This is a genomic window from Candidatus Acidulodesulfobacterium ferriphilum (assembly GCA_004195035.1).
GTDB classification, from domain to species: domain Bacteria; phylum SZUA-79; class SZUA-79; order Acidulodesulfobacterales; family Acidulodesulfobacteraceae; genus Acidulodesulfobacterium; species Acidulodesulfobacterium ferriphilum.
This window is the reverse complement of record SGBD01000004.1, coordinates 129,609-154,718: the sequence shown is the minus strand read 5'-3', so window position 1 is coordinate 154,718 and position 25,110 is coordinate 129,609. Positions and strand designations below refer to the sequence as shown.

The 25,110-nt window shown below is 38.6% G+C and carries 25 protein-coding genes; all 25 read left to right on the top strand.

The features are described from left to right. The first annotated feature begins 5 nt into the window (after positions 1-5). Positions 6-398: a glycine cleavage system protein GcvH gene (gcvH, locus tag EVJ47_07800; protein RZD14128.1), complete on the top strand. Its 393-nt coding sequence runs from the start codon at positions 6-8 to the stop codon at positions 396-398. Continuing rightward, positions 367-1,845, top strand: coding sequence for a glycine dehydrogenase (locus EVJ47_07795; protein ID RZD14127.1), 1,479 nt, complete (start codon positions 367-369; stop codon positions 1,843-1,845). Before gcvH ends, EVJ47_07795 begins: the two co-directional genes overlap by 32 nt. A 3-nt stretch (positions 1,846-1,848) precedes the next feature. Beyond that, positions 1,849-3,336: a glycine dehydrogenase subunit 2 gene (locus tag EVJ47_07790; GenBank protein RZD14126.1), complete on the top strand. Its 1,488-nt coding sequence runs from the start codon at positions 1,849-1,851 to the stop codon at positions 3,334-3,336. A 77-nt stretch (positions 3,337-3,413) separates the two neighbouring features. Then, entirely contained in the window at positions 3,414-4,022 is a 609-nt protein-coding gene (locus tag EVJ47_07785) for an alpha/beta fold hydrolase (GenBank protein ID RZD14125.1), read from the top strand. 5 nt (positions 4,023-4,027) lie between these two features. Continuing rightward, on the top strand, positions 4,028-5,266 hold the full coding sequence (locus tag EVJ47_07780) for an MFS transporter (protein ID RZD14124.1): 1,239 nt from the start codon (positions 4,028-4,030) through the stop codon (positions 5,264-5,266). A 117-nt stretch (positions 5,267-5,383) separates the two neighbouring features. Next, the gene (gene pheA, locus EVJ47_07775; GenBank protein ID RZD14200.1) at positions 5,384-6,463 is read left to right on the top strand and encodes a prephenate dehydratase; all 1,080 of its coding nucleotides are present in this window, start codon (positions 5,384-5,386) and stop codon (positions 6,461-6,463) included. A gap of 24 nt (positions 6,464-6,487) precedes the next feature. Then, positions 6,488-7,402: a 5,10-methylenetetrahydrofolate reductase gene (locus tag EVJ47_07770; protein RZD14123.1), complete on the top strand. Its 915-nt coding sequence runs from the start codon at positions 6,488-6,490 to the stop codon at positions 7,400-7,402. Positions 7,403-7,537: 135 nt separating this feature from the next. Next, positions 7,538-8,104, top strand: coding sequence for a pyruvate ferredoxin oxidoreductase subunit gamma (locus EVJ47_07765; GenBank protein ID RZD14199.1), 567 nt, complete (start codon positions 7,538-7,540; stop codon positions 8,102-8,104). Continuing rightward, complete coding sequence (locus EVJ47_07760) at positions 8,094-8,357, top strand: 4Fe-4S dicluster domain-containing protein (protein ID RZD14122.1); 264 nt, start codon at positions 8,094-8,096, stop codon at positions 8,355-8,357. Before EVJ47_07765 ends, EVJ47_07760 begins: the two co-directional genes overlap by 11 nt. 72 nt (positions 8,358-8,429) lie before the next feature. Continuing rightward, a complete protein-coding gene (gene porA, locus EVJ47_07755) occupies positions 8,430-9,602 on the top strand; it encodes a pyruvate ferredoxin oxidoreductase (protein RZD14121.1) in 1,173 nt (390 codons plus the stop codon). Positions 9,603-9,640: 38 nt separating this feature from the next. After that, the gene (locus EVJ47_07750; GenBank protein ID RZD14120.1) at positions 9,641-10,537 is read left to right on the top strand and encodes a pyruvate ferredoxin oxidoreductase; all 897 of its coding nucleotides are present in this window, start codon (positions 9,641-9,643) and stop codon (positions 10,535-10,537) included. Between the two features lie 14 nt (positions 10,538-10,551). Next, complete coding sequence (locus EVJ47_07745) at positions 10,552-11,460, top strand: bifunctional methylenetetrahydrofolate dehydrogenase/methenyltetrahydrofolate cyclohydrolase (protein ID RZD14119.1); 909 nt, start codon at positions 10,552-10,554, stop codon at positions 11,458-11,460. Continuing rightward, entirely contained in the window at positions 11,457-12,113 is a 657-nt protein-coding gene (locus tag EVJ47_07740) for a 5,10-methylenetetrahydrofolate reductase (GenBank protein ID RZD14118.1), read from the top strand. Before EVJ47_07745 ends, EVJ47_07740 begins: the two co-directional genes overlap by 4 nt. Before the next feature lie 28 nt (positions 12,114-12,141). Beyond that, positions 12,142-13,257 carry a histidinol-phosphate transaminase gene (locus tag EVJ47_07735; GenBank protein ID RZD14117.1) on the top strand — a complete coding sequence of 372 codons (1,116 nt, stop codon included), beginning with the start codon at positions 12,142-12,144 and terminating at the stop codon, positions 13,255-13,257. Between the two features lie 143 nt (positions 13,258-13,400). Beyond that, complete coding sequence (gene aroF / locus EVJ47_07730; GenBank protein ID RZD14116.1) at positions 13,401-14,420, top strand: 3-deoxy-7-phosphoheptulonate synthase; 1,020 nt, start codon at positions 13,401-13,403, stop codon at positions 14,418-14,420. Positions 14,421-14,519: 99 nt separating this feature from the next. After that, positions 14,520-15,422: a prephenate dehydrogenase/arogenate dehydrogenase family protein gene (locus tag EVJ47_07725; GenBank protein RZD14115.1), complete on the top strand. Its 903-nt coding sequence runs from the start codon at positions 14,520-14,522 to the stop codon at positions 15,420-15,422. After that, entirely contained in the window at positions 15,419-16,840 is a 1,422-nt protein-coding gene (aroA, locus tag EVJ47_07720) for a 3-phosphoshikimate 1-carboxyvinyltransferase (GenBank protein ID RZD14114.1), read from the top strand. The genes EVJ47_07725 and aroA overlap by 4 nt, the downstream gene beginning before the upstream one ends. Further along, positions 16,837-17,721: a 4-hydroxy-3-methylbut-2-enyl diphosphate reductase gene (gene ispH / locus EVJ47_07715; GenBank protein ID RZD14113.1), complete on the top strand. Its 885-nt coding sequence runs from the start codon at positions 16,837-16,839 to the stop codon at positions 17,719-17,721. The genes aroA and ispH overlap by 4 nt, the downstream gene beginning before the upstream one ends. 56 nt (positions 17,722-17,777) lie before the next feature. Continuing rightward, positions 17,778-19,388, top strand: a complete 1,611-nt coding sequence (locus EVJ47_07710) for a 30S ribosomal protein S1 (GenBank protein ID RZD14112.1) — start codon at positions 17,778-17,780, stop codon at positions 19,386-19,388. A 36-nt stretch (positions 19,389-19,424) separates the two neighbouring features. Further along, a complete protein-coding gene (gene sppA, locus EVJ47_07705) occupies positions 19,425-20,351 on the top strand; it encodes a signal peptide peptidase SppA (GenBank protein RZD14111.1) in 927 nt (308 codons plus the stop codon). Between the two features lie 17 nt (positions 20,352-20,368). Further along, positions 20,369-20,854: an HIT domain-containing protein gene (locus EVJ47_07700; GenBank protein ID RZD14110.1), complete on the top strand. Its 486-nt coding sequence runs from the start codon at positions 20,369-20,371 to the stop codon at positions 20,852-20,854. Positions 20,855-20,890: 36 nt separating this feature from the next. Next, positions 20,891-21,151, top strand: a complete 261-nt coding sequence (locus EVJ47_07695) for a LapA family protein (protein RZD14109.1) — start codon at positions 20,891-20,893, stop codon at positions 21,149-21,151. A gap of 34 nt (positions 21,152-21,185) precedes the next feature. Then, complete coding sequence (miaA, locus tag EVJ47_07690) at positions 21,186-22,148, top strand: tRNA (adenosine(37)-N6)-dimethylallyltransferase MiaA (protein ID RZD14108.1); 963 nt, start codon at positions 21,186-21,188, stop codon at positions 22,146-22,148. Between the two features lie 9 nt (positions 22,149-22,157). Further along, on the top strand, positions 22,158-23,693 hold the full coding sequence (locus tag EVJ47_07685) for a CCA tRNA nucleotidyltransferase (protein RZD14107.1): 1,536 nt from the start codon (positions 22,158-22,160) through the stop codon (positions 23,691-23,693). Then, positions 23,690-25,090, top strand: coding sequence for a hypothetical protein (locus EVJ47_07680; protein ID RZD14106.1), 1,401 nt, complete (start codon positions 23,690-23,692; stop codon positions 25,088-25,090). Before EVJ47_07685 ends, EVJ47_07680 begins: the two co-directional genes overlap by 4 nt. The last annotated feature ends 20 nt before the right edge of the window (positions 25,091-25,110 follow it).

Here is a 25,110-nt window from a genome sequence, read left to right as displayed (position 1 = left end):
TTAAAATGACGATTAACGGCCAATTTTATTTCTCGGAATCCCATGAATGGATTTCAAAAGAGACAGATAATATTTTTTATCTGGGGATTTCCGATTTTGCCCAATCCGAACTTGGAGATATAATATATATTACCCTTCCAGATGTCGGAAAAACTTATCAAAAAGGGGAAAAGGTAGGGGAAATAGAGTCCGTAAAGTCGGTTTCGGAGATATATGCGCCTGTCACCCTTAAAATTCTTTCCGTTAATCTCAATTTAAACGATTCTTCCGAACTCATTAATACGGATCCTTACGGGTCAGGTTATATTGCCAGAGTGGAAACGTACGACCGTCCGGATGCATCAGGCTTAATGGATAAAAATACCTATGAATCTTTCGTGGCATCCTCCCATGCCTAATTTTCGTTATTTTCCAAATTCCGAAACCGATATTAAAAGGCTTTATTCCGTTCTTAATGTAGAGGGCAAAAAGGAATTATTCGAGAAAATTATTGGAGACATTACTTTAATAGATGCCGATAATTTAAAAACACTCTCCCGAGGAATGGATGAGTCATCTTTATACCGTTATTTTGAAGATATTGCCTTAAAACTTCCTGATAAAAACCGATTTTCTATCTTTGCGGGCGGAGGGGTTTATAGTCATTTTGTTCCAGCGGCAATAGACAGTCTTATTTCCAGATCCGAATTTTATACTCCATATACGCCTTATCAACCTGAGGTTAGTCAGGGAACCCTTTTTGCTTTATTTGAATTTCAATCCATGGCGGCAGAGATTTTGGGAATGGATGTCGTAAACGCATCTATGTATGACGGCGCAGAAAGCTTGGCAGAGGCGATATTAATGTCCCTGAGGCTTTATTTAAATGCAAATCCGAATCAAAGTCTCCAAAACAGGCAGCCTCAAAATAATTATTCAAAAAATGAAATAAATCCCCATTCGGATCATTTAATTTTAATTTCCGAAGGGATTAATCCGCATTATTTTTCGGTTATTAAATCATTTATAGGTGATATAAAGGCAAAAATAGAAACGGTCAAGCTTGATAGGAAAACAGGTCAAACCGATTTAAGCGATTTAAAATTAAAACTTAAAAATAATGTTTCCACGGTGGTTATTCAGCAGCCGAACTATTACGGAATCATAGAAGATTTAGGGGAATTAGAACCTTTAGTTCACAGCTTTAATCCAAAGCCGTTTTTTGTTGTTTCCTCAACGGAGCCGTTTAGTTTCGGCGTCATAAACCCTCCCGGTTTTTATAACGCCGATATATTTGCAGGAGAAGGAAATTCATTCGGCAATTATATGAATTTCGGCGGTCCGCTTCTCGGGCTTTTTGGCGCAAAGAAAGATTATATCAGGCAGATGCCGGGAAGGATTGTCGGAAAGACAAAAGACGCCAAAAACAAGGACGCTTATGCCTTTATTCTCGCGACGAGGGAACAGCATATAAGGCGCGGTGCCGCAACCTCGAATATTTGCACTAACAATTCTTTAAATGCCGTCAGGGCGGCCATTTATCTTTCTTTATGTTCAAAAAGAGGATTCGGGGAGTTATCGCTTTTAAATCTTAAACTTGCGCATATATTATATGAAAAACTTCTAAAAACCGGATTTTTTGAGCCGTGGTTTTCGGGCGATTTTTTTAACGAGTTTACATTAAAGATCAAAAATGAAAAAATTACCGCTCTCCGGTTTATTGAAAAAATGGCGGATAAAGGGATTTTAGCAGGCATACAAATTGCCGAAAGCGGGATTTTGGTCTCTGCAACGGAAAATAACGATATGGACGATATCGAAAGATATGCGGAAAGCGCAAAAGATATAATAAAAACGGCGGTGTAAAAGATGGTAAATTTTCCGGGAATTTCAGGTCTTTTTTTTGATGAGGATTTATTAATTCGTCAGGGCTCTAAAGGGGTTTGCGGCATAAGCATCCCTGATTGCGGGCTTAAAGATTCAGAATTAGAGAAAACGCCGGAGAATTATATAAATAAAAAATTTATAAGGAAAAAGCCGCCAAGGCTTCCGGAGGTTTCAGAACCGACCGTGGTCAGGCATTTTGTCAGACTATCGAGCTGGAATATGTGCGTAGATTCGGTTTTTTATCCGTTAGGTTCCTGTACCATGAAATATAATCCAAAGATAAACGAGTTAATAGCATCATTTGATAATATAAAAAATTTACACCCTTTAACGCCCGTTCACCTTGTTCAGCCGGTTTTAAAAATAATACACGATTTTAATCTCATTCTTTGCGAGCTTACAGGTTTGGATGAATTTAGTTTTTCGCCCCAGGCCGGCGCCGCAGGCGAATTTACGGGATTAAAGATTATAAAAAGATATTATGACCTAAAGGGAGAGCAAAGGGATACCATACTCATACCCGACAGCGCGCATGGAACCAATCCTGCGAGTTCCGCCCTCGCAGGCTTTACTCCGGTGGAAATTAAAACAGGCGCAAACGGGCATATCGAGGCAAAAGATGTGGAAGGATACCTCTCTAAAAATGTTGCGGCGATAATGATAACAAACCCCAACACCCTTGGAATTTTTGAAAAAGATATTAAAAAGATAAGTGAAATCATGCATAAAAACGGCTCATTGGTTTATATGGACGGGGCTAATTTTAATGCCTTTATCGGAAATGTTAAGGTTTCCGATATGGGGATAGATATAATCCAGCTTAATTTACACAAGACATTTTCCACTCCGCACGGGGGAGGCGGACCCGGGAGCGGAGCCGTTGGAGTCGCGGGTTTTCTGAAGGACTATCTGCCTGTACCCTATGTGAGTTTTAATAACGGTAATTATAATTTAAGCGAAGACAAAAAACAAACCATCGGGAGAATCGCTCCATTTTTATGTAATTTCGGCGTCCTTTTAAAGGCTTACGCTTATATTCTTTCCCTTGGAAACGATAATATTTCGGCGGTCAGCGAAATTGCCGTCCTTAACGCAAATTATATCAAAAAAAGACTTGGCAAAATATTGAACGGCGCAGACCCCTTTGAAGATAGATTATGTATGCACGAATGTGTTTTTACCGATAAGGCGATAGAGGATAATGGAATATCAACCCTTGAACTTGCAAAGCTTTTAATAGATTACGGCTTTCATCCTCCAACGGTTTACTTTCCAAAAAATATACACGGCGCTATCATGATAGAACCGACAGAGACAGAGTCAGTAAAGACGATAGACAAGTTTCTAAAGGCGGTAGAAAAAATCGGCTTTAAAACCAAAAAATCTGCCGCCCTTAAATCTCCCCGCAGAACAAAGGTTAAAAGGGTTAACGAGGTGCTGGCAAATAAACACCCCGTATTTAAATATTAATAATTCATATCTTGTTGTTGAATTAATAGATTAATATGCTAAAATATTAATATTAAATAAAAATAGGGGGTATAGCCATGAACTTTAAAGAGGTTGGTTTTGAAGCCGCCGACGGCGGAAATATTTACGGTTCTTTATTCGGTTCGTATCCCGATATTGTTATACTGGCGCACGGCAAGGTTTTTAACAAAGAAAGTTATTATGACCTGTGCGAGGTTCTTCTAAAAAATAAAATATCGTCTTTAGCCTTCGATTTTAGGGGTTACGGAAATTCAAAACAGGGCAGGGGATCTCCTTTTGCGTACGGAGAGGATGTTATAGGGGCTATTAATTTTGCTAAGAGCTTGGATTTTGTAAAAAACATAACGCTCTTGGGCTCCAGTATGGGAGGTGCCGCCGTTTTAAACGCATCGAAACTTTTTAAACCGTCGGAAATAAAATCCGTTATTGCCTTATCCCCCGTCTATGTCGATGGCATCGATTTTATCGATGTCCCCGTTCACTATTTAGGCTCGGAAGGGGAACAGTTTGCGGAAGGCATTAAAAAAATGCATGCCCAGACCAAGTCTCCAAAAACCATCCGCTTTTTTAACGGCAGCGCCCATGCCCAGAATATTTTCGCGACGGAATCAAAAGACGAGATTATTTCATTAATAGTTTCTTACATTAAAGAAGAAAAGGCTTAAGTAATATGCCTGCTATTTTCTTCGTTTTTCTCGTTATACTTCTTCAAAGAGCCAATACGAATATGATTCAATCGATAAATCCGCTCTTTGTTAAGTATGTCCTTGATGTAAATCTTGTTTACATCGGCGTTACAACAGCTACATACGCTATCAGCACTCTTTTAGTCAGGTATCTTTTAAGCATCAGGGTAAAACCGCAATTAATTTCCAGATTTATTATAGCAGGGCTAATTTTATTCAGTTTTGCAATTTTTGGATATTTTATTTCGACATCCTTTCCCGAATTTTTAATTTTCGTAATTTTATCGGGTTTTGCAACAGCCATTATTATGCCGTTTCTGTTATCCCTTGTCCATTTGGTTTCCGATAAGGCGGATGTCGAAAAAAATCTTACCGTATATTCCTTAATGTTAAGCCTTGCACTTGTTTTTGGTCCATTATTAGGTTCGGCTTTGCTTTCAGTTTTGAGCATCCGATATATCTATCTTATGCTTTGCGGGTTTGGGATTACTGCTTTTTTCTTTGCGGTAAAAATAAACAAAACAGCCAAAAATATTTTAACGGAGCGGATAAAAAAAGAACAAATGAACGCCGCCGCTAAAAATAAGGAAACTTTGGGAAACAATGAAAGCGGCAGCGGTAAAATTAAAAAGGGCGGCAGCATTGCAAGATTATTCAAAAATTATGGCTTTCTGGAGGTTATCTTTTATAATACGGCCTTTAGTATAGGTTTTGCTTCTATTGTTGCTTTCGGAGGCGTTTACGCAAAAGATAATTTCCATATTAAATATTTTGAGATAACCCTTTTGTTTGCCCTGTTTTTTATATCCTCATTAATTGTCAGGCTCGGTTTGTTATATTTTACAAAAAAGGGTGCTATAAAAAACAAGGCCGAGATTTTAAATATTTCCATATTTTTGGCAAGCCTTTCTTTTATTTTTATGGTTTTATCGAAAGGCATATTCTTTTATGCGTTAAGCTTAATTTTGCTCGGTATTCCGCACGCGCTTATTTTTCCTATCGGGACAATGAAGATTTCAGAGGTTGTGGGCACAAACGATATAGTGGCGGCAAACACTGTATATCAGTCTAATTTTGATTTGGGCGGAATAATCGGCCCGTTTTTTTTGGCGTATCTCGGCGAGGCTTACGGGATAAGATTTGTTTTTACAGTTATTGCCCTGTTTTTATTTCTTTCATTTATTGCGGGCAGATTAATGCAGAGAAATAAAGCGGGACGGTAAAAGCATGGTAAGTTTCTTCAATCTTTGTTTTGCCTTTTTTTTAAAAATTATGTAAAATACTTTAAATTTTAAAAATGTTAAAATGTCAAGGGATTAAGGGATTAAATGCATAAAAACATAGAAGAACTCCAAACTTTAAGAAAAGAAATAGACAAGATAGATGAAGAGCTTACCCTGCTTCTTAATAAAAGGGGCAAAGTTGCTTTAAATGTCGGGAAAATAAAGTCTTCCAATAATGAAACATATTATAATCCGGGCAGGGAAAGCGAGGTCTTTAGAAATATAAAGAAACACAATAAAGGCCCGTTAAAAGACGAGCATTTGCAAAATATATTCAGGGAAATTATATCTGCCTGCATTGACCTGGAATCAAAAATAAGGGTCGGTTATTTTGGTCCGGAAGGAACTTATACCCATATTGCCGCCATAAAAAGATTTGGTTCGTCAAGAACTTTAATTCCACTTAAAACTATCGGCGAGGTCTTCGATTCGGTCTCCAAGGGGCTTTCGAATTACGGTGTTGTTCCTGTAGAAAATACCATCGAGGGCATGGTAAACGCTACATTCGATATGTTTGTAAATTCCGATGTTACAATAATAGGGGAAGAGATAATTCCCGTCAGCCATTTCCTTTTTTCAAAGGAAAGCGGCATTAAAAATATTGATAAGATTTATTCTCATCCGCAGGCTTTCGGCCAATGCAGAAATTTTTTGGAAGAAAATTTTAAAGATGCGGCACTTATAGACGCTTTTTCAACGGCAGATGCCTGTATTATGGCATCTAAGGAAGCCGGCGCTGCCGCAATAGCGTCCGAATTAGCGGGGCGGATTTACGGGTTAAATATACTGCTCCCCCATATCGAGGATTACAGCAATAATTTTACGAGATTTTTAATTATTTCAAACGGGGAAAAGACTTCAAAAACAGGCAATGATAAGACATCTATTTTATTTTCCATTAAAAATTCAGTCGGGGCGCTGTTCAAAATTTTAAAACCGTTTTATGAAAACAACATTAACATAACCAAAATAGAGTCAAGGCCGTCTAAGAAATTTAACTGGGACTACCTGTTTTTTATAGATGTGAGTTCTCATGAATCCGACGAAAGGCTTAAAAAAGCGTTAAAAGGGATAGAAGAATACACGATATTTATAAAAATACTCGGTTCTTATGAAGCCGCCGCAAACAATATTTAACCGCACCGCTATGGAAAATATTTCATGATGTTAACGAATTTTAAATCAGGCAATAAATTAAAAGAAAGTTTAAACGCAGGCGCGTTTGTCTATACATCCGAAATATCCCCTGAAAGGGGGACAGATCTTTCCAAAATGAAAAGCATATACGAGCTTTTAAAAAATCGTATAACAGCCTTTAACATTACGGACAATCAGGGTGCAAATATGAAAATGTCCTCCCTTGCGGGTTCGATTTACATAAAGCAGGCGGGAGGAGAACCTATTTTTCAGCAGACCTGCAGAGATAGAAACCGCATGGCTCTGGAATCAGACTTGCTCGGCGCCGCCGCTTTTCAAGTAAAAAATGTTTTAGCTCTTACGGGAGATCACATATCTTTCGGCGACCACAAGCATGCAAAGGCGGTTTACGATATAGATTCGGCTAATTTAATCGAAATAGTAAAAGGATTGAATGCCGGAGCCGATATGAACGGAAACAAACTTAACGATCCTACGGATTTTTATATAGGGGCGGCTGTAAATCCCGAATCTGTTCCGCTTGAGCCCCAGCTTATAAAATTTGAAAAAAAAATTACTGCCGGATGCGATTTTTTCCAAACGCAGGCGGTATTTTCCGTTGAAAAGTTTAATAAATTTTACGATTTTTATAAAAATTATAAAGATATAAAAATTATTGCCGGAATCTATATATTAAAATCAGGAAAGACTGCCCGTTTTATGAATCAGGCTATTCCGGGGATTTATATACCGGAAACGCTTATAGGCGAGCTTGATAATGCCCTTAATCCGGTAAAAAAAGGGGTTGAAATTGCCGCAAGGATTGCAAGGGAATTAAAGCCGTTAGTACATGGCATCCACATAATGGCTTACGGCATAGAAGATAAAATTCCTTATTTTTTAGACGAATTTGAGAAAAAAGGTTCGGAAAACTCTTGACATTCAAGCTTTAAAAAGTGTATAATTTTTAAAACACCGATATAAAAATCTTTAATTCATTTCATATATTCGAATAAGTAGGGACAGGCTTAAGCCTGTCCCTACTTATTCGAATAAAAAAGGAAAAATTTTATGATGAAAGAAATCAGAATACATGGCAGAGGCGGCCAGGGTTCCGTTACAATGGCATCCATTCTTGCCCTCAGCTTTTTTGACGACGGAAATTATTGCCAGGCATTTCCATCCTTCGGGTCGGAAAGGACGGGCGCTCCTGTTCAAGCTTTTGCAAGATTTTCAGATAAACCTATCAGGACAAGGCATCAAATATACGATCCAAATTATGTCATTGTTCAGGATATAACCCTCCTTAAGTCTGTCCCAGTTTATAAGGGGCTCAGGGAAAACGGAAAAATGTTGATAAATTCGGAAGCCGGTATAAAAGATGTTATTAATGAACTTGGCGGGGTTAGCGAAGAAAATGTTGTCTTATTTCCAGCATTAAAAATTGCCCTTAAGATTTTAAATAAACCGATTGCCAATACGACTTTACTTGGCGCTTTTTCTGCAATAAGCGGAGATGTCAGCATAGAATCGATTAAAAAAGAAATAGAAAACAGGTTCGGTTCAAAATTAGGCAAGCCCAATGCCGAAGCCGCTCAAGTTGCTTATAATTACATAAAAGGAGACAGGAGTGGATTTTAAGATTGGAATTATCGCCCTTCCGGGAGCGGCTCTTTCGAATAAAACAGGGTCTTTTGCAAATGAAAATCCTGTGTTTAAACAGGAAAAATGCACGGGATGCAATCTTTGTATTTATTTTTGTCCTGAAGGGGTTGTCTATGGCGACAAGAAAACAAAAATATACGATTATGATGCAGATTACTGCAAGGGGTGCGGCATATGCGCCGAAGAATGCCCCGTTGACGATATAGATATGGTTCTAATAGAAAAATAAATTGTGATTAGCATTAGATTGATATTGATATTAATATTCATTTAAATAAATTTTTAATCCGGTGAATATATTATGAAAAAGGTTCTTGAAGGGTCAATGGCTATTTCGGACGGGGTGAGGATGACCGAGCCCCATGTTATTTCTGCTTATCCAATTACCCCGCAAACCCATATTGTGGAACATCTTTCTCAAATGGTTGCCGACGGTGATTTAAAAGCGGAATTTATTATGGTTGAAAGCGAACACTCGGCGGCTTCCGTTGTTTTGGGCGCCAGCGCTTGCGGGGTTAGAACTTATACCGCAACGGCTTCCCAGGGGCTTTTATATATGGAAGAGGTGATATACAACATCGCGGGCATGAGGCTTCCCGTTGTTTTAACTATCGCAAACAGAGCTGTTTCCGCGCCGATAAACATTTGGAACGATATGCAGGACGCAATGGCGATCAGAGATACGGGCGCAATTACGCTCATTGCGGAAAATAATCAGGAGGCGTACGATATGCATATTCAAGCGTTTAAAATTGCCGAAAATCCTGATGTTATGCTTCCGGTCACGGTCAATGTCGATGGTTTTGTTTTAACGCATACATTCGAGGTTGTAGAGACAATAGACAGCATCGAAAAGGTCAGGGAGTATTTGCCGCCCTTAAATATGGAATATAAGCTCGATGTAGATAATCCTTATTCTTTTGGAACGCTGGGCGAACCTTCCGTTTATATGGAATCGAGGTATAATCTTTCGAACGCCGTCAATAATTCCAAGCGCTATATAATACAGGCAGCACAGGAATACAAGGAAATGTTCGGCAAATTTCAAGGCGCCTTGATAGATGCCTATAAAATGGATGACGCAAAAATAGTTATTGTCGCAATGGGATCCGTGCTTGGAACCATAAAAGACGTTGTCGACGAATTAAGAGAATCGGGAAAAAAGATTGGCGTTTTAAAGGTTCGTTCCTTTAGACCTTTTCCTGAAGACGAGATTGCGGATGCTCTTCAAAATGCACAGAATGTTATAGTGATAGAAAAGGCAATATCGCTTGGCAAGGGCGGGATTCTTTCTATGGAAATAAGGGATGTTCTTTATAAGCATAAAATGACCTCTATCAGCGTTAATGGATATACAATCGGGCTTGGCGGCAGGGATATTACTCCTAAAAATATTTATGACCTTGTTATGAGGGCGGAAAAGGAAGAAAACGTTGATGGCGAGTTTGTAGGATTATCCCAGCAGTATCTTTAAAAATTAAATAAATTAAAATATAAATAGGAAAATAAATTATGCTAACTAAAGAGGAAACACATACCGAGCTTTTTACGATGGGGCATACGGGATGTTCCGGCTGCGCTCAATCTATGGCTGTTAAGCTGATACTCGAAGTTCTCGGCAAAAATACCATAGCAACCGCTGCAACCGGGTGTCTTGAGGTGTTTTCAACCCGCTATCCCGAGTCCTCATGGAGAATTCCGTGGATTCATTCTCTTTTCGAAAATTCTGCCGCGGTAGCATCCGGCATTGAAGCCGCCCTTAAGGCTATGGGGAAAAAAGACGACATAACGGTAATAGCGCAGGGGGGGGACGGGGGGACGGCCGATATAGGGCTTCAGGCGCTTAGCGGCATGTTCGAAAGAAACCACGATGTCCTGTACATTTGCTATGACAACGGGGCATATATGAATACCGGCTATCAAAGAAGCGGACTTACGCCTTTCGACGCTTACACCACCACAAGCCCTTCGGGAAAAAAGTCGTTCGGTAATTCACGGCCTAAAAAATATATGCCGGAGATTGCCATGGCCCACAGAATTCCGTACACCGCGGTTGCATCCGCCGGTTATCCCATTGACCTTCAAAAAAAGGTTAAAAAGGCCAAATCCATAAAGGGCGCCAAGTATCTGCAAATAGATGTTCCCTGCGTTCCAGGGTGGAAATATGAACCGAGATATTCCGTTAAAATTGCCCAACTCGCGGTTCAGACAGGTCTTTATCCTTTATTTGAAGCAGAATATGACAGGATAATTTCCGTCAAAAAGATAAGTAAAAAGATTCCGGTCGAGGAATATCTTAAGCTCCAAGGAAGATTTAAACATCTGTTTAAGGATGAGGCCGGCAAAACGGAAATAGAAAAGATACAAAAGATAGCCGATGAAAATATTGCCCGCTACGGTTTAATTTAATTAAATTTAAATTAATGACATCAAATAATTACATAAATAATAATAGTTGTTATGATAAATTTAAAGAAAAGATTATCGATGGCAGGTTAATAGCCGGAGAATTAGAATCTTCCGTAGCGCTTAAAGTCAGCGGGTTAAAAAAAGCGGGAATAGTGCCGTTAATCGCCGTCATTTTGGTTGGAGAAAACAAGGCTTCCGTTATATATGTCAGGAATAAAGAACGCGCCGCCGAAAGGTGCGGGATACTATCCCAAAAATTTATTTACCCTGAAGGCTTAACCGAAAAAGAGCTTTTGAACAAGATAGAGGAATTAAATAACGACCCTTTAGTCCACGGAATTTTAGTCCAGCTTCCCCTGCCGCCTCATATAAATGCAAAAGCCGTTATGGATGCAATCTGCCCCAATAAGGATGTTGACGGCTTCCACCCTTTAAATGTAGGAAAGATTTTTACGGAAAATTCGCCTTTTTACCCCTGTACCCCATATGGAATTATTAAAATGCTCGATTATTACGATATTTCGGTTAAAGGGGAAAATTGCGTCATAATAGGACAAAGCAATATCGTAGGGAAGCCTCTTGCTATAATGCTTATAAACAGGCTTGCCACCGTTGTCTCGCTCAATATTTTCACAAAAGATATTAAATGTTTTACAAAGGGGGCAGATATTTTAATTTCAGCCGCAGGCAAGGCAAATCTTATCGATGACAGCTATTTAAAAGACGACGCGGTTGTAATCGATGTCGGCATTTCAAGGCTTGATGGGCATATTTGCGGAGATGTAAATTTCGAAAAGGTTATAAGCAAGGTTTCCAAAATAACCCCCGTCCCCGGCGGCGTTGGACCCGTGACCGTTTCGGTTTTAATGGAAAATACCGCCAAGGCGGCAATGTTATCTAATAAGATTGATGAGAATATATGATAGTTACCAAACAAAAGGAATTAGAAGATATAATTAAAAAAATCCGCGGTTCCGTTTTTATATTTGGATGCGGGATATGCTCCGATACCTCGAGGACGGGAGGCCCGAAAGAAGTTGCGGCAATGAAGGGGATTCTGGAGGATAAAAATATCTCCGTAAACGGAACTTATGTAATAGATGCAATGTGCCACCTCCAAAAGGTTAGAAAAGCGGTCAGGGATAATAAAGAATTTGTTGCCAAATCCGCTTCAATATTGGTTCTATCCTGCGGAAGCGGCGTGCAATCGGCGGTTAATGCGCTTGACGATTCAAAAATGGTAATCTCCGGCGTCGATACGATGTTTTTGGGCAATATCGAAAACCTCTCTTCTTTGAAGGAGATGTGTTCTTTGTGCGGGAAATGCGTTTTAAACGAAACAGGAGGAATTTGCCCCGTAACATTGTGTCCAAAAGGGCTTTTGAATGGTCCCTGCGGCGGGATGAAAAATTATAAATGCGAGGTTGACGAGAATTTGGATTGCGCATGGGTTAAGATTTACGAAAGGGCTGTTATTCAAAATACTACCGCAGACATAAAGAAGATAGCTAAGCCAAAAGACTATTCCGTTAAAAAACCTGCGGCTTCTGTAAAATTTACGGGTTCGCATAAGTAAGCGGTATAAAAAACAAGGTAAATTATATATGAAATCTTTTAATGTAAAGGCTCCAGATTATATCTATAAAATAAACCCGTATATTCCCGGAAAACCCATAGAAGAGGTGGAAAGGGAAAAGGGTATTAAAAATATAGTAAAATTAGCCTCGAATGAAAATCCGTCATGCCCTTCTCAAGGAGCGCTCAAATCCATTAAATCCTGTCTTAAAAATTTAAACAGATATCCCGACGGCTCCGGCTTTTACCTGAAGGAGGAACTGGTTCATTTTTTTAAGGCGGCAGGTGTTAAATCGGATAAGTTAAAACCCGAAAATTTTATTCTGGGAAACGGCTCTAACGAGTTAATAGATATAGCCGTCAGGACATTTTGCAAGAGGAACGAAAATCTGATTGCCCCGTTTCCTTCGTTTGTCGCATATTACCTTGCAGGAGAACAATTAGGTTTAAAGTTAAAAATAAGCAAGCTTAAGGATTACGCCCTAAATTTGGACGATATGTATAAATTAATAGACGATAAAACCAAAGTTATTTTTATTTCTAATCCGAACAATCCGACGGGGACTTTTTTTTCAAACCGCATAATAAAAGATTTTATTAAAAAGGTTAAGGATAACATTCTGGTTATAATCGACGAGGCTTACATAGAGTACATGGGAAAATCGCTGATAGATGAAACGGATATTGCAGATTTTCCAAATGTGATTGTTTTAAGGACTTTTTCGAAGGTGTACGGGTTGGCAGGACTTAGAGTGGGATACGGAATTGGGCATAAGGATTTAATATCTCTAATGGACAGGGTAAGGGAGCCGTTTAATGTAAATTCCCTGTCTTTAGCGGGTGCGCAGGCTGCTTTAAAGGACAAGGAATATGTTAAAAAGGTAGTCGAAACTAACGAGGCCGAAAAAAATTATCTCTATTCGGCTTTAGGGATATTAGGCATAGAATTTGTCGAAACGGGCGCTAATTTTATACTGGTAAAACTAAAAGGACGGAAAGCGGCAGACATATACGAGAAACTTTTAAATATGGGCATTATCATAAGGCCCATGGATAGGTTTGGATATGACGATATGGTCAGAATAACTATCGGTACGCGCAGGGAAAATATTAGATTAATTAAAGCCTTGGGCAAAGTTATATAATTTTGGGTATATAAAAGTTTTTTACAATTTTATTTCAATAAGGTAAAATAAAACGATAAACGAAAAATTCTGCTAAGCATATTTTAAAACTAATGAAAAACGATTAAAATAATATAAGAATAAAATAGCATGGGAGACGATAAATGATTTTGGTGTTAAAAAAAGGAGCTACGGAACAGCAGGTTAAGTATATTTTAGATAAAATAGATCAGGCGGGTTTAAAGCCACATATATCCGAAGGGGCAGATGTTACGATTATCGGGTGTATCGGGCATGAGGACGCGGTTAAAGCCTTTTTTGAAGAGGCGGAGGCGCTTCCCGGAGTAGATAAAGCCATAAGAATATCAAAGCCCTATAAACTGGCTTCAAAAGAAATAGGAAAAGAAAGGACAGTCATTAAAGTCGGGAACATCGAAATAGGCGGCAATAAGATTATCGTAATTGCAGGACCTTGTGCCGTCGAAACACTTGAAAATGTTACGGAAATTGCCGAAAATATTAAGACGGCGGGAGCATCGGTGCTCAGGGGAGGAGCATTTAAACCGAGGACAAGTCCTTATACCTTTCAAGGTTTGGGAGAAGAAGGATTAAAATATCTGAGCGAGGCAAGGAGAAAAACAGGGCTTTTAGTTGCAACGGAGGTTATGGACCCAAGGGATTTGGATCTGGTATGTTCTTATGCCGATATTATACAGATAGGCGCAAGAAATATGCAAAATTTCAGGCTTCTTCAGGAGGTCGGAAAGGTTAAAAAACCTGTTATCTTAAAAAGGGGGCTTTGTTCAACCATACAGGAATTTTTAATGTCCGCAGAGTATATTATGTCAAACGGCAATCTGGATGTTATACTTTGTGAAAGAGGGATAAGAACATACGAAACATCTACGAGAAATACCCTTGATTTAAGCGCGGTTCCTGTTTTAAAAAGACTTTCGCATCTTCCCGTTATCGTCGATCCGTCGCATGCCGCAGGCGTCTGGTACTATGTGGAACCGCTTTCTCTCGCCGCTATTGCCGTAGGGGCAGATGGACTTATGATAGAAGTTCACCCCGTACCCGAAAAGGCATTTTCCGACGGCGCTCAATCCTTAAAATATAATACCTTCAGCGAACTGCTTGACAGGGGGAGATTGGTTGCCGAAGCCGTTAATAGAAGCATGTAAACCATTTGATTCGGGAATTTTAAATTTTCTATAGAAAAATAAAATCGCCTTCTTTTAAGGGGGAGGATGACAGCTTTCGGCTGACGGAGTAACTTACTGATGTTTAAAGAAATATCTATCATTGGACTCGGTTTCATGGGGGCATCTATTGCAGGGGCGGTAAAAACTATTCACCCGGAAATAAAAATAAGCGGATATGATATAATTCAAAAAAAAATCGATTACTGCCTTTCCAGCGGGATCATCGATTATGCCATGGATTTCAATATGGATGCTCATAAGAATCCGTGTTACGGCAACTCTCTGGACGATTTAACCTCCTTAGTAATATTATGCACCACCCCCAAAGCAATATTAACGCTTTTTGACAGGTATAAAACTTTCTTTGAAAACGCGCCTTTTATTACCGATATCGGAAGCGTTAAAAGCGTAATTACGCATAATGCCGAAATCAAAAACTTTAAAAATTTTGTAGGATCCCACCCGATATGCGGTTCAGATAAATCCGGACCTGAAAATGCCGATTTCAATTTATTTAAGAATAAAAATTGCGTTGTTATCAAGGAAGACAGCGATTTAGCCGACAAAACCCGTACCGATAAGGTTGAAGCGGTAGCTAAATTTTGGAAGATGCTTAAGATGAATGTCGTTTATCTGGCGGCGGATTTTCATGACAATATCGTCGCATACACGAGCCATTTACCTCATCTGATTGCTTTTGTTTTATCCGATACGGTTTTATCTTTTATTCAAAGAGGAAAAGAAAGCGGGAACGGCACATTCAGCCTTATAGGAAGCGGCTTTAGGGATTCGACGAGAATTGCCTCTTCTTCGCCCGATATTTGGACAGATATATTTTTAATGAACAACGAAAATATAGCCGCCTCTTTAGAGGATTTTATCGCGTCTGCGAATATCTTAAAAGGATTTCTGGAAACGGGCGACGAGGAAGGCTTAAAGAACATAATTACAAAAATAGCCGATAGTAGAAAAAAAATATAAATCAGGCAGGAGGGTTTTTGATTAAATTAAAATCCGGCAGAGCGCTTGTTACGGGTATTTCAAAAGGATTTAATGCTACACTGGAGGTTCCCGGCGACAAATCCATATCTCACAGAGCTATTATGTTAGGAAGCCTTGCCTCCGGAATTTCGAAAGTCTATAATTTATCGCTTTCGCGAGATAATCTGGCAACTATTGCGGCATTTAGAAAGCTTGGGGTAGCAATAGCTGCGGCTAAGCCCGATAAAAACAATAAAAATTCAAAAGATTTTGTAATTAACGGCGTTGGCCTTCATGGATTAAAAGAGCCTAAGACAATTATTAATACCGCTAATTCAGGAACGCTTACGCGTCTTATAGCAGGGATACTTGCGGGAAACGAATTTTTTTCCGTGTTATCGGGCGATAAATATTTAAATTCCCGGCCCATGAGGCGCATAACGGAACCGTTAAGCCTCATGGGAGCGAAGATAACAGGGCGGGAAAACGGAAATTATCCTCCGATTGCCATTAAAGGAGGAAAACTAAAATCGATTTATTATGAAATGCCTGTTCCAAGCGCTCAAGTTAAATCCTGCATTATGCTTGCCGCTCTTTTTGCGGAGGGGAATACCGTAATATATGAAAAAAAGGCGACAAGAAACCATACGGAAAACTTTTTAAAGCTTCAAGGCTGCCGCATTGCCGTCGAAAATCCAAAATTTGACGACAACCTTATAACCGTGGAAGGCGGCGGCGAGCTTAAGCCTTTTGAGATTACTGTCCCCGGAGACTTTAGCAGCGCCTCTTTTTTCATTGCGCTTGGTATTTTGCGTAAAAATTCCGAAATTATCATTAAAAATGTCTTGTTAAACGAAAAAAGAACAGGACTCTTAAAGGTTTTAGAGATGATGGGCGCTAACATAGAAATAACCCTTGAAGACAAAAAATTGGAGAAGGTTGGAACTATCAAGGCAAAATATTCAAATTTGCAAGGGGTTGCCGTGCCGCCCGAATTGGTTTCCGATATGATAGACGAATTTCCTATTTTTGCGGTAATAGCATCGTTTGCAGGCGGTATCACTAAAGTAACGGGGGCAGGAGAATTAAGGGTAAAAGAAAGCGACAGAATTAAAACCATTGTTTCTAATTTAAGTCTTTTTGGAGTTAAAATTAAAGAATTAGAGGACGGATTCGAGCTTACCGGAAATCCTGATTTAATTTTTACAGGAAATGGTGTAAAATTAAATAATAAGGATTTTGTGGCCGCGGATTCTTTTGGCGACCACAGGATTGCGATGTCAATGGTAGTTATGGGGTTATTGCTTAAAAACATAGGGACCGAGGTTCGCGATATAAAATGTATCGGCACTTCTTTTCCCGAATTTTTTGACATCCTTTCTAAATTAACAAAGGAGGAAGGGGGCAATGGGCCATGAATATAATTGTTGCGCCATCCGCAGGGTTTTGTTTCGGTGTAAAAAGGGCGGTCAAAATGGCAGTCGATGCGTCAAAGACCTGCAAATTATCCGAAAAATTAAATACTCTCGGACCGATTATTCATAATCCGCAGGTGGTTAAATCTTTGGAAGAAAAAGGAGTTTATCCTGTAGATAATATCGAGGACAATGGCTACAATACCATTATAATCCGCTCTCACGGCGTTAAATCCGACATTATGGAAAAGCTTAAATTGAAGGGGGTAAAGACAATCGACGCCACCTGCCCGTTTGTAAAACAGGCGCAGAACTACATAACCATGGCCGCCTTAGACGGATATTTTATAATAATGGTCGGGGACAAAAATCATCCCGAGGTTCAAAGCGTAATTAGTTTTGCCGATAAAAACAGGTTTTTAATAATAAACGGTCTGGACGATTTAAAAAATATCCCCGTTTCCGAAAAATTGGCTTTAATTTCCCAAACTACGCAGGATGTTAATTTTTATAACTCCGTGATTAATGAGATATTTAAAATTGCTAAAAAGGAAATAGTTGTTTTCAACACCATTTGCGATGCGACAAAATTAAAACAGGATGAATCTAAAGTCCTTGCTTCTAATGTTGATGTGATGATAGTCGTCGGAGGGTATAACAGTGCAAACACGAATAAACTTAAAAATATCTGCGCGGCTATCCAAAAGAATACCTATCATATAGAAACCGAAAAAGAGGTTAATCCTGGATGGTTTATAAATGCCGACATGGTTGGGATTACGGCGGGGGCTTCCACTCCCGACTGGATTATAGAAAAGGTGGTTAATACAATACGGCAATTAGACGATAATCAAAAAATAAGGACAAACAAAAGATTTGCTTAATTTGTTTAAATGTGTTAGATTAGTTTTATCAATTTTAGGAGGGAGTACCAATATTTATGGCAAAGCAAAATTTTAATTACGGTAAATCTTTAGAAAATCCTACGGAGTTCGAGCTTTTACTCAGTTCTTATGAAAATATGAATAGCAAAGGACTCGTGAGGCAGGGAAAGATTTTAAATATCGATGAAAATTATATTTATGTCGATGTCGGAGATAAATCCGACGGAATAATCACGATAGAAGAGTTTTCTTCGGGTGGCAATGTGGATATTACGACTATTTCAACAGGCGACAGCATAGAGGTTTTTGTCGGGCATTATGACGATAAGGCAGGGTATTTAATATGTTCACGGGAGAAAGCCAAAAATGTTTACGCATTGGATGATATCGAAAAAGCTTGCGAGGGGGACGAAATAGTCAACGGGACCGTCGTGGCGAAAACAAGAGGCGGGTTAATTATAGATTTGAACGGCGTTACCGCATTTTTACCCGGTTCCCAAATCGATGTCAAGCTTACAAAGGATTTTGACGCTTTTCTGGGAAGGAATCTTGAATTAAAGGTTATAAGCGTAAACAAAAAAAATTGCAATGTTATAGTTTCCCGGCGCAAGGTTATAGAAGATGCAATTAAAAAATTAAAAGAAAATGTTTTAACCGATATAAAAGAAGGTGATGTGCTTGAAGGTATAGTTAAAAATATTACGGATTACGGCGTTTTCGTCGATTTAGGCGGCATGGATGGACTTATCTATATTACCGACATTTCATGGAAAAGAATATCCCACCCTTCGGAGGTGTTAAGCCTTGGACAAAAAATCAATGTAAAGGTTATCAAGTACGATGAAGAAAAACACAGGGTTTCCCTCGGTTATAAACAACTCTTTAAAGACCCGTGGGAGGATATACTTGAAAGGCATAAACAGGGCGATGTGGTTGAAGGCGTTATAATAAATATTACGGATTACGGCGCATTTGTCGAGCTTGACGACGATGTCGAGGGGCTCATACATATGTCCGAGATGAGTTGGGATAAAAAGTCGGTCGATCTAAAAACCTTTCTGACAAAAGGGCAGAGGGTTAAAACCGTAATTTTGAGCATAGAACCCGAAACCAAAAAGCTCTCTTTGAGCATAAAAAGGCTTACCGAAAGCCCGTGGAATAAGTTAAAAGATAAGTATCCCGTCGGCGCCGTTGTTGAAGGTGCCATTAAAAATATATATGAATTCGGAATATCCGTTGAGTTAGATAAAAATTTTGACGCATACATTAAACAAAGCGATTTTTCCTGGTCAAAAAGAACAAAACACCCTCAGGAGCTCTTCAAAATCGGAGAAAACATCAAGTGCGTAGTTTTAAACATCGATGAGGAAAGGCAAAAGGTATATCTGGGCATAAAACAGCTTACGGAAAGTCCATGGAAAAATATTAAGGATAGATATTCGGTTGGGATGACAGTCTCAGGCGTCATATCCAATATTACGGAATTCGGTATATTTGTTTACCTTGAAGACGGTATTGAGGGATTGATTCATAATTCGAAGATTCCCGAAAACTTTATTGCAAAAAGTGATATTTCCGTGGGTTCCAATATCAATGCGGAGATAATTATGGTGGATTCTAACGAACAAAAAATCGGCTTGTCTCTTCTTAATTCCGAGCAAAGTTAAGTAAATCAGTAAATCTAATAAAGCAAACATAAACATATGAGTACAGGCAAACATCCATTTTTAAGCGGTTTATTATTTTTAATCGTATTTATCGGAATTTTTGGACTGGGCATCTACTTGATTTTATTTAAATTTCAAGTAAAGTCTAATTATAATGTAGTGCAGGGTTCTTCTCCCTATGCGATTGGAATAATAAACCTTACAGGCGCAATAAACAGCTCGTCAAATTTTATATCCCTCCTTAATCATTATAAACATGATTCCTTCGTTAAGGCCGTTGTAATAAGGGTTAATTCGCCCGGCGGAGAGGTTGCCCCGTCTCAAGCTATTTATGAACAGTTGACTAAGTTTAAGAAATACAAGAAGGTTGTGGTTTCAATGGGTTCCGTTGCCGCATCGGGGGCATATTATGTGTCTTCCGCCGCAAACGAAATAGTGGCAGAGCCGGGAACATTAACAGGTTCGATCGGCGTCATAATGGAGATGCCCAATGTATATAAACTAATGAAAAAGGTCGGCGTGTCTTATAATTACATCGTAAGCGGTCCGTATAAGGACATCGGCACCCCTTTCAAAGAAATGACTCCAAAGCAGAGAGAAAAGCTTCAGGGCGTTGTTATGGATGTGTACGGCCAGTTTGTAGATGCCGTTGCAAAAGGAAGGAGCCTCAAAGTCGCATATGTTAAAAAGCTTGCCAACGGTATGGTTTACTCTGGACAGCAGGCGCTTAAATACCACCTTGTGGATAAACTCGGCGATTTCGAGGATGCGATTGATGCGGCAAAGGTATTAGCCGGCATAAAAGGCAAACCAACCGTTATCTACCCTGTCAGAAAACAACCCAATTTATTCCAATCCGTTATAAAAAGGGCAGTGAAATCTTTTATCGATTATGTGGGCGGCAAAACCTTTTTAAAAGGCGGCGGACTTATAGCATATAATAGCGCAGGATTAAATTTCTAATTTCTAATTTCTAATTTATGGAAATTATTTATGCCCCATGGCGTATGGATTATTTAGTTAGAGACAAATCAAAGGATGAATGTGTTTTTTGCGAAGACAATACATGCTTTGAGGATAAGTATGTTCTTTTTAAAGGAAAATATTCATATATAAAATTAAACACATTTCCTTATAATTGCGGACATCTTCTTGTTATTCCCGCTGCGCATGCTAAAGAGCTTAACGGACTTTCATGGGAAGCCGGCGCCGAAGTTATGAAACTTTTATCCATAAGCTGCGATATATTAAAGAAGGTTTACCGTTGCGATGCTATTAATGTCGGACTGAATTTGGGTAAGGCTGCCGGAGCGGGTATCGAGCAGCATTTGCATTTCCATATAATTCCGAGGTGGGAAGGGGATGTCAGTTTTTATACCGTATGTTCGGAACTGAGAGTTGTTTCCGAAATATTGGACGATACATATAATAAATTGATAGGCGAGTTTCAGAAGATTAAACTTTAAATCGAAAAGATTTAAAATTATATAACAGGTAAACAAATGATTAAGATTATAAATCTGATACTTTTCATTATTTTTGTTGCCGTCGTATTAGTCTTTACGGCAGAAAATCCTGAGCGCGTAAGCGTAAAATTTTTGGGTTTCGAATCCATAAAACTTCCTATCTCCGTAATAGTATTTTCCTCTGTTATAGTGGGAATTTTAATTGCTCTCATATACCATTTTTATGCCGTGTATAAGATTAAAAAGGAGCAAAAAAGCGAAAACAGCGAGAAAAAGATAAACGGTAGCGCCAATTAGGCTGTTGTTTTTGATTCGGGATTTTATTCTACCCATGTCAAATCTTCAAAAAATAGTTATCATCGGAGGGGTAACCTGCGCAGGGAAAACGGAAACTTCTCTTAAGTTAACGGAACGCCTCCCCTTTAAATTTGAAATAGTTAATTTTGATTCTTTATGCTTTTATAAGTATTTTGATATCGGAACGGCAAAACCTTATGAAAGCGCCAAAAAAAGTGTCAAACACCACCTTTTTGATATAAAGTACCCTGACGAAGAGTATAATGCCCACAGTTTTGCGGAGGATGCAAGGCATACGATTAACGGCATCACAAAAAAAGGGAAGATACCGCTTTTTGTGGGTGGCACAGCCCTTTATATGAAGTCATTAATCTACGGTTTTTCTCCTATTCCGGAATTAAGCAAATCTAAATACAGACAAAAGATGGTTGAACTAATCGATAAATTGGGAACGGCCGCTGTTTACGAAAAGCTTAAAGAAGTTGATCCGGCGTATGCTAAAAAAATATCGCCGAACGATAAACAAAGAATTGCGCGGGCCTACGAAGTTTACGATGCTACAGGCAGGCCTTTTTCGTCCTATCTCTCCAAAAATCCGTTTGGAAAACCCCTTTATGATTACCTGTATTTTATTTTAATTCCTCCCAAAGATTATCTGGCATCATGTATAATAAAAAGAACGGATGCTATTTTAAAAGCAGGTTTAATAGATGAAATTAAAGGTATAATTGATAAAGGCTGCCCTGAAGATTCAAAGCCGTTTAAAAGCATCGGCTATAAAGAAGGGATTATGTATTTAAACAAAGAGATTAATACGGATGAGGAATTGTTTCAGAGGATTGCGGCTGCGACAAGACAATACGCAAAAAGACAGGCTACCTATTTTAAAAAGGTGGAAAACGGGATAATAATAACGCAGACCGATATAGAAGAAAGGCTGGAAATTATGGAAAAGCATTTGAAAAATTTTTTAATCAAAGGGGTTAACCATAAATAGTAATCTAAAATGCCGATGGATTTAAACAAAAATTTAATTAAACGCTCTTTGCTTGAAGTTTTTAATATATATGATTACGGCAGAGACGGACTAGAATTAATTAAAAGGATAGGTATTTTTGCGGGAAGTATCGGATATAACTCCTTTTTGATAGGGGGATTTGTCAGGGATATTATAATATACAGCATGAAAATAAACCCTGAAACCTCTTCCCGCTTTGCCTCCTCAAAGGTTTTTAACATTTCTAAGAAAGAAAATGGCCAAGGTATCTGCCTCGATATAGATATTGTATTAGAGGGAAACGCCGAACGATTTGCAGAATTAATAAGAAAAAGAAACGATACCGGTTTTGCAATAAATTATATAAAAATTCATAAAAGATTTAGAACGGCATCCGTTGAATTTTTAATTAATAAAAAACCTTTAAAAGTCGATTTAGCTTCCGCAAGAACCGAAACATACCTGAATCACGGCGCTCTGCCTTCCGTCAGCATAGGAGGGACAAGCCTTAAAGACGATGTCTTCAGGAGGGATTTTACTATAAATACGCTGTCTTTTAGCCTTAATACGGATGGTTCGCAGAACGGCGCAGGCTTGCCCCGTTCTGCCAAAATTGCATTTCTTGTCGTAAAGGATTATACGGGGGGCTTATCCGATATATTCAACAAAAAAATTAGAGTATTGCATGATTTAAGTTTCAAAGAAGACCCCACCCGGATATTTAGGGCGGTCAGATTTGAGAAAAGGCTCGGGTTCGGCATCGAAAGGCATACGATAATCCTCATTAAAAAGGCTCTTGATGCTAAGGTTTTGGATAATATTTCGGGAAAGAGAATAACGGCAGAATTAAACCTTCTGTTAAAAGAAAAAAGTCCTGAGATATATTTTGCCAGGCTTGAGGCACTGGGTATTCTTAAGGGCATTTATTCTAAGCTGAGGTTTAATAATGATAACAAAAGGGTTTTTAGAAAAATTGCAAAAAGCCGCAAAACTAGTCAAAATATCCATATATTTTATATCGCCGAACTTTTGCATCATTTAAACCTTGCCGGGTTTAATGCGGTAATAGAAAGATTGGCTCTGGGGGAAAAGATTAAACAAATAATTTTATCGATGTATCTGGAAGAAAAAAGATTAGCTTCGCTGTTCTCCAAATTGGATGAAGCTAAGGAAAAACGTGCAAATAAATTATGCGGCAACGGGTTATTAAAATTAACAGATAGCGAAATATATCTTATGTTTAAGGGGTTTAGCGAAGACGGGATTTTATTTTATCTTTTTAAAAATAATAATAAAGGCAGATTGGCTTTAAATTTTGCAAAATGGGCTGCAAAATATATAAATAAAATAAAATTCATAAAGCCCGTAATTAGCGGAAACGACATTAAATCCTTCGGTATATGCGAAGGTCCCGTATGCGGTTCTATACTAGAAGAGATTAAACTTTTAAAGATAGACGGCAAGCTTAAATCAAAGGATGCCGAGATTCTTTATGTTAAAAATAAATATATCGTTAAAAAAATGGAGGGGGGGGTTAAAAAATGATAGAGTTTAACTTTAAGTACGCCTTAAAGTCTGCAATCGGAGAAAACGGACTTTCTATAACGGAAATTCGTTCTTTAGAAAACGATCTGGTTCAGGCAAGAAGAAATCTTAACGAACTAAGAAGGAACGGGGATATCGGTTTTTATGACGAGATAGGCGACTCAGGGATGGTTACGGCCGTGAAGGAAACTGCGGATAGGCTGTTTTCAAAAGATTTTAACACTCTGTATGTTTTTGGAATGGGCGGGTCATCGCTTGGCGCAATATTTTTAAAAGAGGCATTAGACGGGATATTTCGCAATAGTTATAACAATGGAAATATAAGCGAAAAGGTAAAAAACGGCGGAGTTTTCCATAAAAAAGTAAATGTTATTTTTTCCGAAAATATTGACCCCTGTTATATTCATAAGAGCATGCAAAACATCGATATAAAAAAGACCCTGTTTTGTTTTGTTTCTAAATCCGCGGATACTATCGAGGTTGTATCCCAGTTTTTTATCGTTAAAGAGATGCTTGAAAATGAGGTGAAAAATTATAAGGATAATCTTTTGTTTATAACCGATAAAAGAAGCGGATTTTTAAGGCGCTATGCCGATGAAAGCGGCATATCCACTTTAGATATTGCAAAAAATGTCGGCGGGAGATATTCCGTTGTAACGGCGGGAACCCTTTTCCCCGCTTATGTGATGGGGCTTAATATAGACAAGTTTTTACATGGAGCAATTTCTTACAGGGATAATATATTAAATAAAGGCGTTTTTGAAAACAACCCCGTTTATTCCTTAGCCGCTATCATTTACCTTTATTACAAACAGAAAAAAAGAAATATATTTATAATTAATGCTTACAGCGATTATTTAAGAGAGTACTCAAGATGGTTCAGACAGCTTTTCGCCGAAAGCCTCGGAAAGGATTTGACATCGCCGACCCCCGTTCCCGCGGCAGGCGCTACCGACCAGCATTCACAGCTTCAGCTTTATATGCAGGGGCCGCAGGATAAGCTGATAGGCTTTTTTTGCCTAAAGAATTTTTGTAAAGATTATATAATAAACCCAGATGGGTTTAAAGAATATGATTATTTAAAAGACAAAAAGTTATCCGAACTTCTTCTTAATGAACTTACGGGCGTTGAACTTGCGCTTGCAATTGGCGGAAGGCCGTCATTCAGGGTTACAGTGGATAAAATAGACGAGTTTACGCTTGGAGAGTTATCCTTTATGTCTATGGAAATGGTTCCCGTTTTAGGCATGCTTTTAAAGATTAATCCATTCGACCAGCCTGGCGTTGAAAAAGGAAAAAAATTTGCTTACCTGTTAATGGGCAGGAGAGACGATTCTATGCCTGCGGAATTAGAAGAGTTAAACAGATTGAATAATATACCCGATTTAATGTATTAATGGCAAAAGATAAATAATAA

Bases quoted from the DNA above. Each gene is read 5' to 3' on its own strand.
- sppA (RZD14111.1), top strand. From the start codon at position 19,425: ATGAGTACAGGCAAACATCCATTTTTAAGCGGTTTATTATTTTTAATC.
- EVJ47_07780 (RZD14124.1), top strand. From the start codon at position 4,028: ATGCCTGCTATTTTCTTCGTTTTTCTCGTTATACTTCTTCAAAGAGCC.
- EVJ47_07750 (RZD14120.1), top strand. From the start codon at position 9,641: ATGCTAACTAAAGAGGAAACACATACCGAGCTTTTTACGATGGGGCAT.
- EVJ47_07765 (RZD14199.1), top strand. From the start codon at position 7,538: ATGAAAGAAATCAGAATACATGGCAGAGGCGGCCAGGGTTCCGTTACA.
- gcvH (RZD14128.1), top strand. From the start codon at position 6: ATGACGATTAACGGCCAATTTTATTTCTCGGAATCCCATGAATGGATT.
- EVJ47_07785 (RZD14125.1), top strand. From the start codon at position 3,414: ATGAACTTTAAAGAGGTTGGTTTTGAAGCCGCCGACGGCGGAAATATT.
- EVJ47_07790 (RZD14126.1), top strand. From the start codon at position 1,849: ATGGTAAATTTTCCGGGAATTTCAGGTCTTTTTTTTGATGAGGATTTA.
- EVJ47_07735 (RZD14117.1), top strand. From the start codon at position 12,142: ATGAAATCTTTTAATGTAAAGGCTCCAGATTATATCTATAAAATAAAC.
- EVJ47_07700 (RZD14110.1), top strand. From the start codon at position 20,369: ATGGAAATTATTTATGCCCCATGGCGTATGGATTATTTAGTTAGAGAC.
- porA (RZD14121.1), top strand. From the start codon at position 8,430: ATGAAAAAGGTTCTTGAAGGGTCAATGGCTATTTCGGACGGGGTGAGG.
- EVJ47_07745 (RZD14119.1), top strand. From the start codon at position 10,552: ATGACATCAAATAATTACATAAATAATAATAGTTGTTATGATAAATTT.
- miaA (RZD14108.1), top strand. From the start codon at position 21,186: ATGTCAAATCTTCAAAAAATAGTTATCATCGGAGGGGTAACCTGCGCA.
- EVJ47_07710 (RZD14112.1), top strand. From the start codon at position 17,778: ATGGCAAAGCAAAATTTTAATTACGGTAAATCTTTAGAAAATCCTACG.
- ispH (RZD14113.1), top strand. From the start codon at position 16,837: ATGAATATAATTGTTGCGCCATCCGCAGGGTTTTGTTTCGGTGTAAAA.
- aroF (RZD14116.1), top strand. From the start codon at position 13,401: ATGATTTTGGTGTTAAAAAAAGGAGCTACGGAACAGCAGGTTAAGTAT.
- EVJ47_07680 (RZD14106.1), top strand. From the start codon at position 23,690: ATGATAGAGTTTAACTTTAAGTACGCCTTAAAGTCTGCAATCGGAGAA.
- EVJ47_07795 (RZD14127.1), top strand. From the start codon at position 367: ATGAATCTTTCGTGGCATCCTCCCATGCCTAATTTTCGTTATTTTCCA.
- EVJ47_07740 (RZD14118.1), top strand. From the start codon at position 11,457: ATGATAGTTACCAAACAAAAGGAATTAGAAGATATAATTAAAAAAATC.
- EVJ47_07770 (RZD14123.1), top strand. From the start codon at position 6,488: ATGATGTTAACGAATTTTAAATCAGGCAATAAATTAAAAGAAAGTTTA.
- EVJ47_07695 (RZD14109.1), top strand. From the start codon at position 20,891: ATGATTAAGATTATAAATCTGATACTTTTCATTATTTTTGTTGCCGTC.
- EVJ47_07725 (RZD14115.1), top strand. From the start codon at position 14,520: ATGTTTAAAGAAATATCTATCATTGGACTCGGTTTCATGGGGGCATCT.
- EVJ47_07685 (RZD14107.1), top strand. From the start codon at position 22,158: ATGCCGATGGATTTAAACAAAAATTTAATTAAACGCTCTTTGCTTGAA.